Genomic DNA, 20,085 nt, shown 5'->3' with positions numbered 1-20,085 from the left:
TTGTAGTGCTTCCTCCCTAAATTAATCATTGGCTATTCACACGGGAATGGGTGAAGGTGGTTTGTCATGACCTAAGCTATCTAGCTCAGTAAAGCCGAGGTCTTCGAGTATTGCATAAGAGGCTGGTAGCACTAGCAGTAATAACAACGTAGCGGACAACATGCCAAACACTACGCTGGCAACGAGTGGAACTAACACTTGTGCCTGTAAGCTGGTTTCTGATAATAAAGGAATCATACCTGCCACGGTGGTGACAGATGTTAGGAAAATAGCCCTGAAACGATCTCGGACAGCTTGTCCTGCAGCCTCATGTAAGAGCATTCCTTCCATACTGCGTGCTTTCACAAACTCAACTAAAAGTATTGAGTCATTGACCACAACGCCTGCTAATGACACAAAACCAATCATGCTTGGTAAGCTTAAATCTAAGCCCATTAAAAAATGCCCCCAGATAACGCCAATCAACGCCAATGGAATATTAAGTAGAACAATAATAGGCTCTTTAAAATTGGCAAACTGTAAGCTCAATAGTAGGTAGACTCCGGCTATGCCAAGAATGAAACCGGTTAATACTGAACCGCTGGTTTCTGAGTCGTTTTTAACTTCACCTTCTAAACTAAAAACTAAATCGGGATAGCGCGCTTTTAACTGCGGCAAAAACTCATTGCGGGTATGGCCGATAATTTCATTGGTATTTGCTATTTGAGTATCAACGTCACCACTGACCGTCACGGTGCGCTGATGGTTTATACGCACGATACGTGAGTATTGACGACTTTCTTCAATATCGGCAATCGACTTAAGTGGGATATCTACACCGGTTTTGGAAAAAAGGGTAATGTTTTCGAAATCATTCAATGCGTTTTCAGGCTTGCTATCAAGCATTACGTTAATTTCGTAAGCTTCGCTGCCGCGGTATATATCGCTAACTTTGACGCCTTGGTAAGCAGCTCTGAGTTGCGATGAGAGTCCTTGGACATCAATACCTGAGCTAATAGCGCCTGCCTGTAGTTGAACCTTGAACTCTGTTTTTCCGGGACGAATATCAGACATGATATTACTAGTGCCAGAATAACCTTTCAGCCAATTTTGTAATTCCCAAGAGGCTGTATAGAGGGTATCCAAGTTATCGCCTTGTAAGCGAATTGAAATGGCTTGCCCGGAGGGGCCAAATTTGGGTTCTTTAAATTGAATGGATACAGCATCTCTGATTTGTGGTGTGAGTTCGCGCCAGCGCCGTTTAAGTTCTACGAGTGAGGTGTTACGTTTTTCTGCATCCAGTAAATCAAGGCTGATGGTGGCAAGGTGGGCGCCACTTTCATGTGCATCATCATTGCGGCTGTATAAAATGGCAGTATTTTTAACCAGTTTACCTTCAGTTTCGACAGGGAGTTGTTGCAAGGTTTTATCTAGACTTTGCGTCAGAATGGAAACGACTTCTTGAGTACGGCTAAACGGTGTTCCTTGTGGCATTAAAACACGTACTTCTAAGCGGTTTCCTTCTATGTCAGGAAAGCCTTTAAATTTCACTGTGCCTGATATGAGTAAACTGATCGATATGATTAACATGACAATGGCAAAGCCAACAGTAAGGTAGCGATAACGGATCGCTGTATCTGCCATTAATCCTACGCGTGCTCTTAGCTTTTCAAACTTTGCTTCAAAATTGCTACGCCACTGTGGTGGTTGGCGCTCACTGTGATGAGCTAGAGAATGTTGTAAGTGGTGAGGTAGAATTAGGAAAGCCTCAATAAGGCTAATAGATAGTACGGTGAGTAGTACAACAGGCAATACGCCAAGAATCTGGCCCATATCACCCTTTAAAAATAATAAGCTTCCAAATAGCATCGTTGATGTGACGAAGGATGAAAAAACACCGCGTGCAACTTTTTTAACACCATCAATACTGGCCTGAAAGGGTGACTTTCCTTTGCGATATTCATGATCAATGCTTTCAGATAGAACAATGGCATCATCCATCAATATGCCGATCGCCATGAGTAATGCGACCATGGAGATCATATTAATACTCACCCCAAGCGTCGACATGATGACTAGCCCGCCCAAGAAGGATATAGGCAATCCTAAGGCGACCCAAAATGTATAACGCCAGCTAAAAAACATAAATAATGCGAGGGTAGCGAGTAATAAACCTTGCCAACCATTTTTCATTAACAAGCTCAGTCTATCTTGGACAATAGAGGCTGAGTCTTGCGTGATAATTAATGAGGTACCGGCAGGTAAGCGAGCATTCTCCTGATCAATGAATGTTTTTGCGGCGTTGTAAATTGTCAGTGTATTGTCGGTCTTGTTTTTACTGATTTGTATCAGTGCAGCAGGCTTTCCGTTTAATTCGGTGCGTTGTTCTTCATCAGCAAAATCATCTTGGATCGTTGCTATGTCGCCCAGTGTGATCTGGCCGCCTTTTTCATTATTGAGAATAACGAGGTCTTCCAGTTCCGTCACAGTGCGGCGGGTGTTTTCAACACGGATTTGGTAAGAGTTTTGGCTTCCTTCAAGAACACCTGCGGGTAGGTCTACAGCCTGTGCTGAGATGAGATCAGCTACATTTTGAATACTGAGTTGGTATTGACGCATGGCATCTGGTTTTACGCGCACACTGAGTTCGTGTTCAGAAAAACCGGTAACAGTAACGATAGGAATTTCAGGTAACGCTAATAGACGGTTGCGATAATACTCAGCCAAAGCTTTAAGCTCTGGCATGGTGTTATTAGCCGTCACTGCAATGCTTAATACAGCCTCTGTTCGCCCTGACTCTTGTACTACTGGGTCTTCTGCTTTATCAGGAAAATCATTAATGCCGTCAATGGCAGCATTAACATCATCGACAAATTGTTTTATATCTCCAGCTTCTTGCATCTCTAATGTTAGCGTTGCCAGGCTATCGCGAGCTTCACACATTTGTTCGTCTAAAAAGCTCAGGCCATCAGTAGCATCCTCTAAACGGTTACATAGCCCTTCTTCAACATCGGCTGGGCTGGCGCCAGGGTAAGTCACAGTAACACTGACTTTATTGAGCTTAATCTCCGGAAATGTCTCCTTGTTTAATTCAGGTAAAGCGACTAACCCAAGTAGAATAATCACTACCATCAGAATATTGGCAGCAGTTGGGTGTCCTGCAAAGTAGCGGATCATTGAGCTGCTCCGCTAGTATTACCCGCCTTGTCGATAATAGTGGATGTTAGCTGCGCTGGGTTTTTAGCCGCTGCCCTCAGTGCTGATTCGCGCTGAATATCAAGTATAGGTTGTAAAGGCATACCTTCAATAACTGGGATCAGGTCATTGATAATGATCTGTTCTCCTGCTTCTAAACCAGACTCGATAATGATTAGATTATCTTGATTAAACAGCACATTAACCGAGCGTATTTCCAGTTGTTGCTGTGTGTTTGAAAGGTAAACTCGACCTTCATGTAACGCGCTTCTGGGTATGACAATAGCTTGATATGCTGGAGCATAGAGGTCAACCGCTGTGTACATTCCTTTAATCAGAGGAGGGCGCTTCCCAGGGATAACTTTCTGATAAGGGTTATCCACAGCGACAACGACCCCTAAAGTGCGACGAACGGGGTCCACAGATTCGCTGAAGCGTAGCAGTTTTGCCTCCCAGTGGGCTTCTGAACTTGCGCCTACAAGGCTGACATGAGCTGAAAAGTTCAACTGTTCCATAATTTGGCTCAAATCAAAGCCAAGGGTGTCTGCTTCACCTTGTGGCATTCCTGAGCTGATCAAGGTGCGCATTTTTTGCACGGGTAATTGAGCATTTATTTCAATACGATTAATAGCTAAAGACTCAAACAGGTAAGTGCCGACCGTGACATACTCGCCTTCTTCGATTAATACTTCGCCCACTCGAGCATCAAAAGGCATGTATATCTCAGTTCTACCTAGCGTGGTGGTTTGCCCTTTGACTTGCTGAGTAGCACGCTCTATCTGCGCTTTGGTGGAGTCTTTACGACTAGCGTATGTATTGAGTTGTCCTTGTAAGTCTGTGGTGCTTTGGCGTAGCTGTAATACTTTTTGCTCTTCGGCATCAAGTGTTGAACGGGATATAAGCTGTTTGTCCCAGATATCCCTGATTCTGGCTAACTCTTTTTCTCCAACACGTAAGTTTTGTCGAGCATATTGTAACGAGCGGCGTGTGGTTTTCTCTTCTTCGTTGAGCTGTGCTAAAGATGATAAGTTAGCACGCAAGTCTGCTTCGCTTTGGCTGAGTGATATTTGAGAATCTTCAGGGTCAATCTTTGCAACCAGTGTGCCCTGTAAAATACTTCCGCCTGATTGTAAACCGGGATGAAGGTAGCTGATTTTACCGCTGACTTGTGCTTTGGTCTTAAGTGCTATTGCAGGCTCAACCGTGCCATAGGCTGTTACGTGCGGGCTAATCTCTATAGGCCTAACGGTTATAACATCAACGGCTTTGGCTGGCATTCCTGTAGTCGAGTGTTCAATGGTGGGTTTGCTTTTGATCATGAAAGCAGCCAGCGCTGCTCCGATAAGTAGCATGACAAAAAACATAAATGGTTTTTGAAACAGAGCTTTCATCAAATTTTCCAGAGCAGCAGGAGAGAGGAACAATAAATTTTATATATACAGTCTCTAATATATAGAAGATTTGTTCATGGCACAGCCAACTTTACAGAGATTTACATTACTGCTTGATCTAGCGAAGCAGAGAGGTCTCTTTTATACGGTCTAGTGTGCGTGAGTGGGCGGCAATTTTCTTAGAGACTTCTTCTACTAGTCTTCAACTTTCATGCGCGTGTAATAAGGGTCAAACAAGGCGGCAGCAGCATGGGTATGAAAAGGATGCTCTTTGTAGAGAGTAAAAGTGCTTTGTTTGATATCGGTTGGCTCACGGCCTAATGTCATGATTTCCCGGTGTGCCTCATGTTGGTCGCTATTACGTACCAGCATGCGTTCCTGTGGATAAAGCTGTAATGGTTCAGCGAGCTTTACCAAGGTTTCAGATTCTTGCAGTGGCAGTAGTATCCATACCTGGCCGTTTGCTGTTAGTAGCTTATCGATTGCTTTGATTAAATCAATGAGAGGGAGCTGGCTATTGTGGCGTGCCAGTGATGCTCTATCGCAGGCATTGTGGGTTGAGTCTGTAAAAAAAGGAGGGTTAGTGAGGATGCAATCATAGCGTTGAGGCTGTTGATCGGCGTAGTCACGAATATCCATCTCGATTAACGATAAACGTTCAGGCCAGGGGCTATTATGGAAGTTTATTCTGGCTTGAGTTGCTGCTTGTGCATCTAGTTCGACGGCATCTATAAAGGCGGATGTTCGTTGCGCCGCGAACAGACTCAACAAGCCTGTTCCTGTGCCAATATCGAGTATTCGCTGGGTGTTTTTTACATTGGCGTAAGCACCCAAAAGTGAGGCGTCAGTGGTGACTTTCATGGCGCAATCACCTTGCTCAATTTTAAATTGCTTACATTCAAAGTAGCTATTGCGTTTACGCCGGGTCATAAAAAGCTCTAAGGATATTAAAAGTGTGTGAGAGTTTTTATAGCTGAATAGTTGAAGCTAGAGATTAGCCCAGCCCTTCCTGTACAGCCCAAACGGCGACTTCAACACGTGAGCGTAAACGTAATTTTTTAAGTAGATGTTTTACATGTACTTTTACTGTGCCTTCGGTGATGTTGAGCTTTCGGGCGATTAACTTGTTAGGTAGCCCACCAGCAATCAATTTGATGATTTGCTTTTCTCGAGGTGTAAGACTGCTGATATCTGATTTGTTACTACTACGACCAGACTGCAGTGCTTGTGCTAATAAAGTTGTCAGTTTATCACTGATTACTACCTTGCCCAGTGCTGCTTGGCGCAAGCTCTCAAGGAGCTCTTCTGGTTCCATGTCTTTTAACAGGTAACCGTCGGCACCGGCTTTTAATGCAGCCACTACGTCTTCTTCGTTATCAGACACCGTAAATACGATAACGCGTGATGCTACTTCTTCATCGCGTAGCATCTTGAGTGTCTCTATGCCGTTGATATTTGGCATGTTGAGATCAAGTAAAATTAGATCGGGTTCTGTTTCTTTGGCCGCTTTTATACCCTCAATGGCATTGCTGGCCTCTGCGATAACGATTAGTTCATCATCAAGCTCGATCAGTTGTTTCACGCCTTTACGCAGTAGCGGATGGTCATCAATGAGTAGGATAGAAGCCGATGTTGTGTCACTCATAAAATTGAGTCCTTATTCTTGTATTCTCAATGATGTTTTGATTTAAATATTAACAGAACTCGGGTGCCGCCGCTTGGCTGGTTTGCAACACTCAGTTGGCCGTTAATGGTGGCCGCTCTGTCTTGCATTATGACTAATCCATAGTGGTTAGTTAGTTCCTGGTTTTGGGGAAGCCCCACACCGTTATCTTGTATAGAGACTGTGATTTCATCTTTCTCTGCACTGATCGAGACATTAACCTCGCTGGCTTGAGAGTGCTTGACGACATTGGCCAACGCCTCTCTCAATAATTGAAGCACGTGAATCTCTTCGTTAGGTGTTAACGTTAAGTGGTGGATACCGTAGTGATATTTTATAGGGACGCCTAAACGTTCCGAAAATTCATTGATGGTGGTTTCAAGCGCATGTGCCAATCCTGGCTCATCCAGTTTGAGACGAAAAGTGGTAAGTAGCTCGCGTAATTGACGATAAGCGTTGTTAAGCCCTTCTTTCAGCTCATCTACAACATCATCGATACTCTCTGTGCTCGATTCTTTTTTGCGCAGGATTTGTAGGCGAGTGACCTGTATTTTTAAATAAGAAAGTGACTGAGCGAGCGAGTCATGAAGCTCGCGTGCAATAACGGCGCGCTCTTCTATCAGTGATAGTTGCTGTTCTTGTTCTGCTTTTAACTCAAGAGACATTGATGTAGCTAAGTTTTCTACTATGGTTTCAATCAGTTTTATCTCTGACTGATTAGGAGGGACATGAGGAAGAAACTGTGCATTAAACTCCCCAAAATACGTTTCTCTTGTCTGAATAGGTAAAGATAATGTTTTGTGCGGACGGTGGTCAAGTTCTTGAACGATACAGCTATTACAGCTGAGTACACGACAGTTCTCAGGCCTTGCTGTGGTTTGTGTAGTGAGCTCTCGGTAGCTTTTTTTGTTGTTGGGTTCGCAAAGAGTTACTTCTATTGGGCCAAACGGACTGACCGTTTCCAACTGCTGCATGACCGGCATTAAGCGACGACAGATATCTTCTTTACGGTTAAAGCATCGAGTGGTGTCGTATAAGAGCTGTAAGGATTCATTTGATTGCTGTAATAGAGCGGTTTTACGCTCAACACGTTGTTCTAGATCTGTGTAAATTTTTGAAAGCTCTTCGGCCATATGGTTAAAAGAATCACCGAGTACACCGAGTTCATCTTGGCTTTCATATTCAACCCTAGCTGCTAAGTCACCACGGCTGGCACGACGAGCCATATGCACGAGCTCTTGTAGAGGGAGAACTACGTTATTTTTTATGTCTAACATGGCAATAAAGATGATCAGTACCGTCATAAAGAGGCTGATAGCCTGAACCAAACTGAGTAGCTTAATTTTAGATTCAGTACTGCGCTCTAGCAGTAATACCATCTGATCGATTCTGTGAACAAATTTCTCAATTAGATCGATATACTTATGTGAAGGTTCGGTACTAATCAGTGCTTTGTTAAGGGATGGGATTATATGCTCATTCCAATCATTGACTAGGTTCTTGTGGAGGCGGTAGAGGTCATGGTCGCCGTCCTGAGGTATTACGGTTTTGAGGATGGGGCTATTAATGCGCTTTTCAAATTCTGAGATAGAGAGTTTTACTTTGCTATGATTTTCATCAGAAGGGGATTGAGTGTATTGGCCTGTTTCAGCAATAACTCTGTAAGAGAGCATTCGCAGAGAGCCTGCTAGGTTAATACCTGCGGCGTCACCTTGAGTACTTTCCGCTACAATAACTGATCCAATCATGCTGACTACCGCCATGATGCTGATAGCTAACATGGCTGCACCTAAGCGCGCGATGATTGATTGTTTAAAAAAGTGCATTGGCTTAATTGTGCCTCTAGCAATGCCAAATACTCACAAAGAAACTGTGGGAAAGGGCTTTCTGAATGATTGGTCTAGTCTGTGTTTAAAATATCAGTAAAATCATGTGCTTACAAAGATAAAAAGAGGTACTCATAAAGGGGTATTTTGGTAAAAAATGACTTTAATCATAAGGTTAGGTCTTGATTTCGATCAACAAAAATAAATAGCTACGGGCTTACCTTTACACCTATTCATATCACTTTGAACGGGTGTTCGATGATAGTTAACAGCAACCAGCAACAGATATCTGCGATCGCGATGGCCACATTGGCCTTTTCTGCGTGTTTCGCAGTCTGGACATTGGTCTCTGTTATCGGTCTTCAAATAAAGCATGAGTTGGGGCTTTCTGAGACACAGTTTGGAGTGTTGGTGGCTACGCCAATCCTGACAGGTGCACTACTTCGATTGCCGATGGGGATTCTTGCTGAGCGCTGGGGAAGCCGAATTCTGATTGTTGCCTTACTCATGTTCGTCAGCGTGCCTCTGTTCTTGTTTTCTTACGCGTCTACTTTTCATCACTACTTGTTACTGGGTTTATGTGTAGGTGTTTCCGGTAGCATGTTTAGTATTGGTATCCACTTTGTTTCTTCTCGTTCTAGTGAGCGCTCGCAAGGCTTGGCCATGGGTATTTTTGGTGCAGGTAACTTGGGAGCGGCAGTAACAAATTTAATTGCGCCGCTAATAATTATTGCTTATGGCTGGCGAATGGCACCAACCGTTTATGGTGTAGTACTGCTGTTGCTGGCTTTTTTGTTTTGGATACTGACTGATGAAGATCAGAAAAGTATTGGCAAGCCGCGTCGAGTATACCGTTTAGCTGAACAGCTTAAACCACTCGCTGATGCCCGTGTATGGCGTTTTGGTTTGTATTACTTCTTTGTGTTCGGGGGGTATATAGCGCTTGCTTTATGGCTGCCTGATTACTATGTCAGTCATTATGATTTGGATATTCAGACCGCATCATTTCTGACATTAATGTTTACGCTTCCAGGTGCGTTAACACGCATCTTGGGAGGTTGGAGTGCAGATCAATTAGGAGCTCGCCATGTTAATTGGAGTGTCTTCTGGGTTTGTCTCGTGTGCTTGTTTTTCCTTTCCTATCCCCCCACCACTATGACAGTTCATGGAATTCGTGAGGATACGACGTTCGTGATCGATATGCCGGTCTGGCTGTTTACTGTTTTAGTTATGGTGATGGGTGTGGCAATGGGCTTTGGGAAGGCCAGCGTGTTTCGTCTTGTCTACGACTACTATCCAGAAAGAATGGGTGTAGTAGGGGGCATGGTGGGCATGTTGGGTGCGATTGGTGGGTTTGTCTTGCCAATCCTGTTTGGCCTAGTGGCCGATACGATGGGGGTTCGCAGCTCCTGCTTTATGTTGCTCTACGGCGTTTTGGCTGTCTGTATGTGCGTAATGTACTACGGAATCTCTGTTGAAGAGCGGCGTTCTCGATTGCAGGAAGCGATCCGCAATAACTTTCTAAAAGAAGATTCTGATATTACCAGCAGCAGATAATGGCAGTAATTATGCGTGTATCAAGCTGTTCAGATTATGTAGGTCGAATGCAGAGATTGTCATTAGGCGGCGTTGCATTCACTTTGGAGAAAAAGTATGTCTGATATAAAAAAATGGGACGTAGAAAACGAACAATTCTGGGAATCAGAAGGTAAGCGAGTTGCTACGCGCAACTTGTGGATCTCTATTCCTAGTTTATTGTGTGGTTTTGCCGTCTGGTTGTACTGGGGCATCATTGCGGTACAGATGCTTAACTTGGGCTTTCCATTTGAGAAGGCTGAACTCTTTACATTAGCAGCGATAGCGGGGCTAACAGGGGCAACCTTGCGAATACCGAGTAGCTTCTTTATTCGTATAGCTGGTGGTCGAAATACTATTGTCTTTACTACCGCATTGCTTATGATTCCTGCTATTGGTGCTGGTTTTGCTTTGCAAGATCAAAATACACCGTTGTGGGTTTTCCAATTGCTGGCTTTCTTGTCAGGGATTGGTGGTGGTAACTTCGCATCTTCGATGTCTAATATCAGCTTCTTCTTTCCAAAGAAACAGCAGGGTTTGGCGTTGGGGCTAAATGCGGGTTTAGGTAATGCTGGTGTAACTACCATGCAGATCCTTGTACCACTAGTCATGACTATGGGTATCTTCGGTGGTGCACCGATGATCCTAGAAAACACTTCAGGTACCTTGATTGGTAAGATTCCTGCTGGATCTGAAACGTATATCCATAACGCTGGTTTTGTTTGGTTGTTGTTTTTAATTCCGCTGGCGATCGTTGGTTGGTTTGGAATGAACAACCTTCGCACAGATGATGTTTCTCCCGATATAGGTTCACCTATCGGTGCGATGTCGAAAATTGTCGGCTTGCTGCTTATTGGTTTTCTGACAGCTGCTGCTGGTTTGTTCATTATCTTACCAGACCCAACTGGTCTCGGTGCTCCAGGCTGGGCTAAGTGGCCGGTGATTGTTGGTATTCTCTTCTTCACAATTATGCTGATGAAGATGATACCTGGCGACATCAAGCCTAATTTGCAGCGTCAGTTTAAAATCTTTGAAAACAAGCATACTTGGGTAATGAGTGTTATCTACACTATGACTTTTGGTAGTTTCATTGGTTACTCTGCTGGTTTTGCATTGGCAATCAAAGTTGTGTTTGGTTACCAGCACATAATGGTTGATGGCGTGATGACTCATAATATAGTCAACGCGAATGGGCCTTCTGCTCTAATGTTTGCTTGGATGGGACCATTTATTGGTGCTTTCATCCGTCCTATCGGAGGCTGGATGGCCGATAAGATGGGCGGTGCACGCGTAACTCACTATGTTTCTATTGTAATGATTGCAAGTGCTCTAGGGGTTGCTTACTACCTTAAAGCGGCTTACCAGTCAGCGACACCTGAAGAGTATTTTGTACCTTTCATTGGATTGTTCTTAGTGCTATTTGCTGCAACAGGTATTGGTAATGGCTCTACTTTCCGTACTATTGCGATGGTATTCCCTAAAGAGCAAGCGGGTCCTGCACTAGGTTGGACTTCTGCTGTAGCTGCTTACGGTGCGTTTGTTATACCAAAAGTATTTGGTGAGCAGATTAAACTGGCTACACCTGAAATGGCTCTCTATGGCTTCGCTGTCTTCTACTTGCTGTGCTTGGCGCTGAACTGGTGGTATTACCTAGGTCCTAAAGCTGAGTTTAAGAACCCATAGATGCATAATTAAGCATTATAGCTTTCTATTTAAAAGAGCCCTTCAAGGGCTCTTTTTTTATGTCCACCATTTCTGTTTTTGCTGACTACCTACAAATACTCCTCTGTCGTTATTTTGTTAGAAGCATTGCTGGCGTATTTATTTTTTATTCTTATGAAACATGTGCTTAAGTTGTTTTTTCGATATATCACCAAAGTGGTATTTTCTACTTTTGGGGTTGGTTTTCATGGTTTTTATGTTGATACAGATCAACAAGTTTTGAGCATTAAAGCGGTTATTGTGGGCTCAACAGTAAGCAATAGGGCTTGTTCATCAGGGATGGTTGAACAGCTTTATGACCGGATAAATCGGTATGCGCTCAAGACAACTGACCTTGTCGGCGTATTAATAAAACGGCTCGGGGTTATAGCCCCGTCCTGACCTAGCGGTTTCAGGAGAGAATAAAATGAGTCATTTGCTCGATAGATTGAGATTTTTAAAGAAAAAGCAGGGTACCTTTGCCAACGGGCACGGAGAAACTGTTAAAGAAAGTCGTGAATGGGAAGATGGATATCGTCAGCGCTGGCAGCATGACAAAATTGTTCGTTCCACTCATGGTGTTAACTGTACCGGTTCTTGTAGCTGGAAAATCTACGTTAAGAATGGTCTGATCACTTGGGAAACCCAGCAAACAGATTATCCTCGTACGCGTCCTGACCTGCCAAACCATGAGCCTCGTGGTTGCCCTCGTGGTGCAAGTTACTCTTGGTACATCTACAGTGCTAACCGCCTTAAGTACCCAACTGTACGTAAGCGCTTAATTAAGTTGTGGCGTGAAGCACGTGCGACCAAAGATCCAGTAGCTGCGTGGGCTTCTATTGTTGAAGACTCTGCAAAGGCAACATCTTATAAGTCGATGCGTGGTCAAGGTGGTTTTGTTCGTTCCACTTGGGATGAAGTAAACGAAATCATTGCTGCTTCAAATACCTATACGATTAAAGAATACGGCCCAGACCGCGTGATTGGCTTCTCGCCAATTCCAGCGATGTCTATGGTTTCTTATGCTGCTGGTGCGCGTTACTTGTCGTTGATTGGCGGTGTTTGCCTGAGCTTTTATGATTGGTACTGTGATTTACCACCCGCGTCTCCTATGACCTGGGGTGAGCAGACTGACGTTCCAGAATCAGCTGACTGGTATAACTCTAACTATATTATTGCTTGGGGCTCTAACGTTCCTCAAACACGTACACCTGATGCTCATTTCTTCACTGAAGTGCGTTATAAAGGTGCTAAAACAGTATCGATTACTCCAGATTACGCCGAAGTTTCAAAACTGTGTGATCAATGGTTGAACCCTAAACAGGGTACTGATGCTGCCTTGGCGATGGCTTTTGGCCATGTCATTCTGAAAGAATTCCATGTTGATAATCCAACTGAGTACTTTACTGATTACTGCCGTGACTATACGGATATGCCATTTTTGGTTCAGTTAGAGCAACGCGATGATGGTTCGTATGCTGCTGGCCGCTTTATCCGTGCTTCTGACTTTGATGGCAACATGGGGCAGGATAACAACCCAGAATGGAAAACCGTTGCTTATGATGAAGCAACGGATAGCTATGTAGTGCCAAATGGTTCTATTGGTTTTCGTTGGGGTGAGAAAGGTAAGTGGAATATCGAGCAAAAAGAAGGGCTTGAAGGCCGTTCTACTTCATTGAAAATGAGCTTGCTAGATAGCCATGATGAAGTGGCTTCTGTAGGGTTCCCGTACTTCGGTGGTGTAGAAAACGAACACTTCACGCACAATACCTTTTCTGATGTTATTCATCACAACCTTCCGGCTAAGCGCGTTAAGCTAGCTGACGGTTCAGAGTCACTGTTAGTAACAGTTTATGACTTGATGATGGCTAACTACGGTATTGATCGCGGTCTAGGCGGTGATTTTGTAGCGACTAGTTATGATGATAACGCACCGTATACGCCTGCATGGCAAGAGCAAATTACCGGTGTAGACCGTAATGTTGCTATCCAGATTGCACGTGAGTTTGCTGATAACGCCAGTAAAACTAAAGGTAGATCCATGATCATCGTGGGTGCCGGTATGAATCACTGGTATCACATGGACATGAACTACCGTGGCCTGATGAACATGTTAATCATGTGTGGTTGTGTTGGTCAGTCTGGAGGTGGTTGGGCTCATTATGTGGGTCAGGAAAAACTACGTCCTCAGACGGGTTGGACACCACTAGCTTTCGGTCTTGATTGGCAGCGTCCACCACGTCACATGAACGGTACTTCTTTCTTCTATAACCACTCAAGTCAGTGGCGTTATGAGAAATTGGATGTTACCGAGATTTTATCGCCATTGGCTGATAAGTCTAAGTGGACAGGTAGCTTGATTGATTACAACATCCGTGCAGAACGCATGGGTTGGTTGCCATCAGCTCCACAGTTGGACCTTAACCCGTTACACATTACTAAAGCGGCTGAAGCTGTCGGCAAAACGCCTCAGGAGTACACGGTTGATCAGTTAAAATCAGGCGCTATAAACTTTGCCTGTGAAGATCCTGATAATCCTAAAAACTTCCCTCGTAACATGTTTATCTGGCGCTCGAACCTATTAGGCTCGTCAGGTAAGGGGCATGAATACCTGCTGAAATACCTACTCGGTACTAATCATGGTGTGATGAACAAAGATCTAGGCGAAGCGGGCACTAAAAAGCCGGAAGATGTGGTATGGCATGATGAAGGAGCTGAAGGCAAGGTTGATCTGTTAGTGACTTTGGACTTCCGTATGTCTACTACATGTTTGTACTCAGATATCGTTCTACCAACAGCAACTTGGTATGAAAAAGATGATCTGAATACATCAGATATGCATCCGTTCATCCACCCATTGTCTGCTGCTACTGACCCTGCTTGGGAAGCGCGTTCTGACTGGGATATCTATAAAGGTATTGCTGAGAAATTCTCAGAAGTGTGTGTAGGGCACCTAGGTGTAGAACAAGATTTGGTGACTATTCCAATGCAACATGACTCTCCGGGTGAGCTGGCTCAGCCGTTAGGTGTTATGGATTGGAAAAAAGGCGAATGCGATCCTGTTCCGGGTATTTCCATGCCGAATCTGGTAGTCGTTGAGCGTGATTATCCAAATACTTATAGACGCTTTAGTTCAATTGGTCCTTTGCTAGAGTCTGCCGGTAATGGTGGTAAAGGGATTGGTTGGGATACTAAAGACGAAGTTAAATTCCTTAAAGAACTTAACTGGACGCACACTGAAGAAGGTGTTCATAAAGGCCGTGCAAAACTGGATTCGGCGATTGATGCTTGCGAGATGATTTTAAGTCTGGCACCAGAAACAAACGGACAAGTCGCAGTAAAAGCGTGGGAAGCGTTGGGTGAAATGACCGGTCTTGATCACACGCATTTAGCGAAGCCTAAGCAGGAAGAGAAAATTCGCTTCCGCGATGTGCAGGCTCAGCCGCGTAAGATCATCTCTTCACCGACATGGTCGGGTCTGGAAGATGAGCACGTGTCTTACAATGCTTGTTACACCAACGTTCATGAGTTGATCCCTTGGCGTACTGTTACAGGTCGTCAGCAGTTCTACCAGGATCATGAATGGATGCGTGACTTCGGTGAGGGTTTTGTTTCTTATCGTCCACCGATCAATACGAGATCTGTTGCACCGTTGATGAACAAAAAACCAAACGGTAACCCTGAGGTCGCACTGAATTTTATTACCCCTCACCAAAAATGGGGTATCCACTCTACTTATACCGATAACTTGCTGATGCTGACGTTGTCGCGTGGTGGTCCGATTGTCTGGATGAGTGAAGGTGATGCAACTACCGCCGGTATTGAAGATAACGATTGGATCGAGGTGTTTAATGCTAACGGTGCAATTGCTTGTCGTGCGGTCGTGTCGCAGCGTGTACCTGAAGGGATGACGATGATGTATCACGCACAGGAGCGTATCGTAAACGTCCCCGGGGCTGAAACAACCGGAACACGTGGTGGTATCCATAACTCGGTTACTCGTGTATGTCCTAAGCCGACACATATGATTGGTGGTTATGCACAGCAAGCTTATGGCTTTAACTACTACGGTACTGTGGGTTCTAACCGTGATGAATTTGTCATTGTTCGTAAAATGAAAAACATCGATTGGTTAGATGGCGAAGACAACGATTACACTCAGGAGGCAGCCAAATGAAAATCCGCTCCCAAGTAGGTATGGTGCTTAACCTTGATAAATGTATCGGTTGTCACACCTGTTCAATTACTTGTAAAAACGTCTGGACCTCTCGTGAAGGGACTGAGTATGCCTGGTTTAACAATGTAGAAACCAAGCCAGGTATCGGTTACCCGAAAGAGTGGGAAAACCAAGAAAAATGGAAAGGTGGTTGGGTACGTAAAGTCGACGGCAGTATAGAGCCGCGTATCGGTGGTAAATGGCGTGTGTTAGCGAATATATTCGCTAACCCTGATCTGCCAGAAATCGATGATTACTACGAGCCGTTTGATTTTGATTACCAGCATTTGCATAACGCACCTGAAGGTAAGCATCAGCCAGTAGCACGTCCTCGTTCATTGATTACTGGCCAGCGAATGAAGAAAATCGAGTGGGGCCCAAACTGGGAAGAGATTCTTGGTACTGAGTTCTCTAAACGCTCGAAAGATAAAAACTTCGACAATGTACAGAAGGAGATCTACGGCCAGTTCGAGAATACCTTCATGATGTACTTGCCGCGTTTGTGCGAGCACTGTCTAAACCCTGCTTGTGTAGCATCTTGCCCAAGTGGTGCGATCTACAAGCGTGATGAAGACGGTATTGTACTGATCGATCAAGATAAGTGTCGTGGCTGGCGTATGTGTGTCAGCGGCTGCCCTTACAAAAAGATCTACTACAACTGGAAAAGTGGTAAATCTGAGAAGTGTATCTTCTGTTACCCACGTATCGAATCAGGTATGCCAACTGTCTGCTCAGAAACGTGTGTAGGGCGTATCCGTTACCTTGGCGTGCTTTTATATGATGCAGATCGCATCGAAGAAGTGGCTGCCAGTGGTAGTGAGCAGGATCTATATGAGAAGCAGCTTGAGATCTTCCTTGATCCGTTTGACCCAAAAGTTATTGCTCAGGCAAAACTGGATGGTGTCACTGATAACGTGATTAGTGCGGCTCAGAAGTCTCCTGTTTACAAAATGGCGGTAGATTGGAAGCTGGCATTGCCACTTCACCCAGAATACCGCACATTGCCAATGGTTTGGTATGTACCACCACTAAGCCCAATTCAGTCTGCTGCAGATGCAGGTTCAATTGGTATGAATGGTGCGATCCCAGATGTGGATTCACTACGTATCCCAGTGAAATACCTTGCTAACCTGTTGACTGCTGGTGATGAAAAGCCTGTTCGTCTTGCTCTTAAACGTCTGTTAGCGATGCGTGCATACAAACGTGATGAGCAGGTTGAAGGTAAAATCAATCTTGATGTACTAGAAGATGTTGGCCTGACAGAAACACAGGTACAAGAAATGTACCGCTACCTAGCTATTGCTAACTACGAAGACCGTTTTGTTATTCCAACCAGCCATCGTGAGCTTGCTAACGACGCTTTCCCTGAAAGAGGCGGTTGTGGTTTCACATTCGGTAACGGTTGTGGCGGTGGTGAAGAAGAAACCAATATGTTTGGTGCTAAAAAGCAGACAGTCACCATGGTCAAAAAAATCAGCGGTGTACAGCAGGTTGATCCTGCACTGTTGAACGATGGGGAGCGATAAGATGCGTAGTCTTAAAGTGATCTCTTTGTTGCTGGATTACCCCAGCGACGAATTACTTGAAATACAACAGGAACTGATCGAAGAGATCAGAGCCGACAAAGCGCTGCCTGAAGGGCAGCGTGCACCTCTGATCGAATTTATTGATCAGCTGTGTACCACGGACCTGTTGGATGCTCAGGATAATTATGTAGGCCTGTTTGATCGTGGTCGTTCACTGTCATTGTTGTTGTTTGAACACGTCCACGGTGAGTCCCGTGACCGTGGTCAGGCGATGGTAGATTTGATGGCTGTGTATGAAGACAACGGCTTCCAAATTGATGCTAAAGAACTGCCGGATTATATCCCACTGTTCTTAGAGTATCTCTCTAAGCGTCCGATGGAAGAAGTGCAGCAGTGGTTGGGTGATGTGAGTCATATTCTAGCGTTGCTAGAGACTCGCTTAGATCAGCGTAAGAGCTTTTATGCAGTACTTTGTACCGCGCTTATCGAGATATCAGGTGTAGAAGTAGAGCGTAAAGAACTGGTAGCTAAGGTTGCTACTGAAGCCGCTGATGATACACCTGAAGCGCTTGATAAAGTGTGGGAAGAAGAGATGGTTCGCTTTACTGAACCCGCCACTCAAGACTGTGGCAATGATGCTGTAACGCAGCGTCGTCGCGAGCTTGATCAGGTGCAGCAGTTGCATATCAGCGATGCTGTTAAACATATCACCCCTACTGGACCATCTGGCTCTTGAGGGGCCGAGGAGAACAAAAATGTCTTATCTAAATGACTTGCTCTTTGGCATTTACCCATACCTTGCCGGCGCTGTATTTCTGGTAGGGAGCTGGGTACGTTATGACCGTGAGCAATACACCTGGAAAACAGGCTCCAGCCAGATGCTGAGCAGTGCTGGTATGAAACGTGCGAGCAACTTGTTTCACGTGGGTATATTGGCCATTTTCTTTGGACACTTGGTAGGTTTGTTAACGCCACATGCGTTTTATGATCCTTTCATGTCTGCAGGCACTAAGCAGGTGATCGCTATCCTGATTGGTGGTGTGGCCGGTGTTGCATGTTTGATAGGTGCCGCGTTGTTATTGCAGCGTCGTCTGTTTAATCCACGTATTCGTGCAACCAGTACAATGGCAGATATCCTGATCCTAGTGATCTTGATGGTTCAGGTGACGCTAGGTTTGTTCACAATCTTTGCATCGTTAGGGCATCTGGATGGCAGCGTAATGCTACTACTAGCTGGCTGGGCGCAAGGTATTGTAACGTTCAATGGTGGTGCAGCGGATTACCTATTAAATGTGAGCTTCATCTATAAGCTACATATCTTCTTAGGTATGACGATCTTCCTACTGTTCCCATTTACTCGATTGGTTCACGTGTGGAGTGCTCCAGTGAAGTACTTGGCACGTAGCTACCAGATCGTTCGTCAACGTTAATTATCACGTAAAGCTTATAAGGGGTGGTACGCCGCCCCTTCTTTAAGGAGACTCTTATGGAACTTATCGATTCAATTACGGTGTCGGATATTGTTAATGACTTCGTACCGGTAAGCGTTAATGGCGAAGCGATTGACGAAGCGGAAATCTTGCAAGAGATGCAATACCATTCTGCTGAAACAATAGAAGCAGCTCATCAGAAAGCAGCCTCAGCTTTAGTGGTAAAAGAGTTAATGTTACAACGGGCAAAAGAGCTTGAGTTATCAGCAGAAGTGTTGACGGGTGAAAACCAAGATGAAGCACTTATTCGTACGTTATTGGTTGAAGAAGTAAAACAACCGACCCCTAATGAAGAGGCGTGTGAGCGCTATTTTCTTGCTAACCAAGATAAATTCACAACACCCATGCTAATTGCTGCAAGCCATATTTTGCTAGGTGCAGATCCTCAAGACCAAGAAGCGCGTGAATTTGCAGCACAACAAGCAGAATCTATCATCGCTACACTCGTAAAAAATCCGGATAGCTTTGCTGATTTGGCGAAACAATATTCTGATTGCCCGTCTAAAGAAGTTAATGGCGAATTAGGCCAGCTGGAAAAAGGTCAAACAGTTCAGGAGTTCGAACGCCAGGTTTTTAAAATGGAAGAGGGCCTTGCTCTACATCCAGTGGAAAGCCGCTATGGGTTCCATATTGTGCGTTTGGACAAACGTGTAGAAGGTGATCCATTACCGTATAACATGGTGGCAGATCGTATTGCTACTTATCTTAAAGACCAAGTTTATCGTCGTAGTATCAGTCAATATGTTTCACTTTTGGCAGGGCAAGCTTCCATCGAAGGCATAGATATTCAGGGTGCCGATTCTCTGTTAATGCAATAATAGGTACCGCAGATGTTGCGTGATTTGTTAGATAACAATAAGCAGTGGGCACGCTTTATGGAAGTGCAATGCCCAGGCTTCTTTAAAGAGTTGTCCGAGCAGCAAAAGCCTGAATACTTGTGGATAGGTTGCTCTGATAGCCGTGTCCCTGCGAATGAAATTGTAGGCATGCTGCCGGGTGAACTCTTTGTGCACCGTAATATTGCTAACTTGGTTTTGCACACCGACCTCAACTGTATGTCGGTACTTCACTATGCCGTCGAAGTACTGCAAGTGAAACACATAATTGTATGTGGGCATTATGGTTGTGGTGGCGTTAAGGCGGCACTTGGTAACCAGGATCTAGGTCTGATCGATAATTGGCTGCGGCATTTAAAAGATATCGGTTTTGAATACAGAGATGTATTGAATGCAGAACCTGATGAAGATAAACGAGTTGATCGTTTATGTGAGTTGAGCATACAAAAACAAGTAACCAATATTTGCCATAGTAAAGTAGTACAAAGGGCCTGGAAAAATGGTCATGAACTGACAGTACATGGTTGGATTTACAGCATTGAAGATGGAATTATCAAGGAACTTAATGTTGATATCAGTGGTTTAGATGATATTCCCGATATTTACTGCATGAATACTTGATAAGCTGAATGAGCAGTACGGTGATTTTTAACATAAATGCCACCTTCCTAAGAAGGTGGCATTTTG

General features: G+C 44.5%; 13 protein-coding genes. 8 read left to right on the top strand and 5 right to left on the bottom strand.

Annotation, left to right across the window (positions count from 1 at the left end; genetic code table 11):
- Positions 1 to 36 precede the first annotated feature (36 nt).
- The 5 genes from G511_RS21830 to G511_RS0104865 form a co-directional block, all read right to left on the bottom strand.
- Positions 37 to 3,156 carry an efflux RND transporter permease subunit gene (locus G511_RS21830; RefSeq protein WP_051221570.1) on the bottom strand — a complete coding sequence of 1,040 codons (3,120 nt, stop codon included), beginning with the start codon at positions 3,154 to 3,156 and terminating at the stop codon, positions 37 to 39.
- A complete protein-coding gene (locus G511_RS21825) occupies positions 3,153 to 4,565 on the bottom strand; it encodes an efflux RND transporter periplasmic adaptor subunit (protein ID WP_051221568.1) in 1,413 nt (470 codons plus the stop codon). The genes G511_RS21830 and G511_RS21825 overlap by 4 nt, the downstream gene beginning before the upstream one ends.
- Before the next feature lie 195 nt (positions 4,566 to 4,760).
- The gene (locus tag G511_RS21820; RefSeq protein ID WP_051221566.1) at positions 4,761 to 5,495 is read right to left on the bottom strand and encodes a tRNA1(Val) (adenine(37)-N6)-methyltransferase; all 735 of its coding nucleotides are present in this window, start codon (positions 5,493 to 5,495) and stop codon (positions 4,761 to 4,763) included.
- 64 nt (positions 5,496 to 5,559) lie between these two features.
- Positions 5,560 to 6,210: a two-component system response regulator NarL gene (gene narL, locus G511_RS0104870; RefSeq protein ID WP_028468642.1), complete on the bottom strand. Its 651-nt coding sequence runs from the start codon at positions 6,208 to 6,210 to the stop codon at positions 5,560 to 5,562.
- A 26-nt stretch (positions 6,211 to 6,236) separates the two neighbouring features.
- Positions 6,237 to 8,054, bottom strand: a complete 1,818-nt coding sequence (locus tag G511_RS0104865; RefSeq protein ID WP_036551281.1) for an ATP-binding protein — start codon at positions 8,052 to 8,054, stop codon at positions 6,237 to 6,239.
- Positions 8,055 to 8,312: 258 nt separating this feature from the next.
- Here G511_RS0104865 and G511_RS0104860 point away from each other — a divergent pair, with 258 nt between their 5' ends.
- From G511_RS0104860 to can, 8 genes are all read left to right on the top strand, one after another.
- On the top strand, positions 8,313 to 9,611 hold the full coding sequence (locus G511_RS0104860) for a nitrate/nitrite transporter (protein ID WP_051221564.1): 1,299 nt from the start codon (positions 8,313 to 8,315) through the stop codon (positions 9,609 to 9,611).
- Between the two features lie 96 nt (positions 9,612 to 9,707).
- Positions 9,708 to 11,312 carry an MFS transporter gene (locus tag G511_RS0104855; protein WP_028468639.1) on the top strand — a complete coding sequence of 535 codons (1,605 nt, stop codon included), beginning with the start codon at positions 9,708 to 9,710 and terminating at the stop codon, positions 11,310 to 11,312.
- Between the two features lie 445 nt (positions 11,313 to 11,757).
- A complete protein-coding gene (locus G511_RS0104845; protein ID WP_028468637.1) occupies positions 11,758 to 15,507 on the top strand; it encodes a nitrate reductase subunit alpha in 3,750 nt (1,249 codons plus the stop codon).
- Positions 15,504 to 17,072 (top strand): nitrate reductase subunit beta, encoded by a 1,569-nt coding sequence (gene narH / locus G511_RS0104840; protein ID WP_028468636.1) that lies wholly within the window; start codon positions 15,504 to 15,506, stop codon positions 17,070 to 17,072. Before G511_RS0104845 ends, narH begins: the two co-directional genes overlap by 4 nt.
- Before the next feature lies 1 nt (position 17,073).
- A complete protein-coding gene (gene narJ / locus G511_RS0104835) occupies positions 17,074 to 17,808 on the top strand; it encodes a nitrate reductase molybdenum cofactor assembly chaperone (RefSeq protein ID WP_028468635.1) in 735 nt (244 codons plus the stop codon).
- A 19-nt stretch (positions 17,809 to 17,827) separates the two neighbouring features.
- Positions 17,828 to 18,502: a respiratory nitrate reductase subunit gamma gene (narI, locus tag G511_RS0104830; RefSeq protein WP_028468634.1), complete on the top strand. Its 675-nt coding sequence runs from the start codon at positions 17,828 to 17,830 to the stop codon at positions 18,500 to 18,502.
- A 56-nt stretch (positions 18,503 to 18,558) separates the two neighbouring features.
- Positions 18,559 to 19,380 carry a peptidylprolyl isomerase gene (locus tag G511_RS0104825; RefSeq protein WP_036551278.1) on the top strand — a complete coding sequence of 274 codons (822 nt, stop codon included), beginning with the start codon at positions 18,559 to 18,561 and terminating at the stop codon, positions 19,378 to 19,380.
- Between the two features lie 12 nt (positions 19,381 to 19,392).
- A complete protein-coding gene (gene can, locus G511_RS0104820) occupies positions 19,393 to 20,019 on the top strand; it encodes a carbonate dehydratase (RefSeq protein WP_028468632.1) in 627 nt (208 codons plus the stop codon).
- Positions 20,020 to 20,085: the final 66 nt, after the last annotated feature.

Source organism: Neptunomonas japonica DSM 18939 (assembly GCF_000422765.1).
Taxonomy (GTDB): domain Bacteria; phylum Pseudomonadota; class Gammaproteobacteria; order Pseudomonadales; family Balneatricaceae; genus Neptunomonas; species Neptunomonas japonica.
This window is presented reverse-complemented; position numbering and strand designations above follow the sequence as displayed.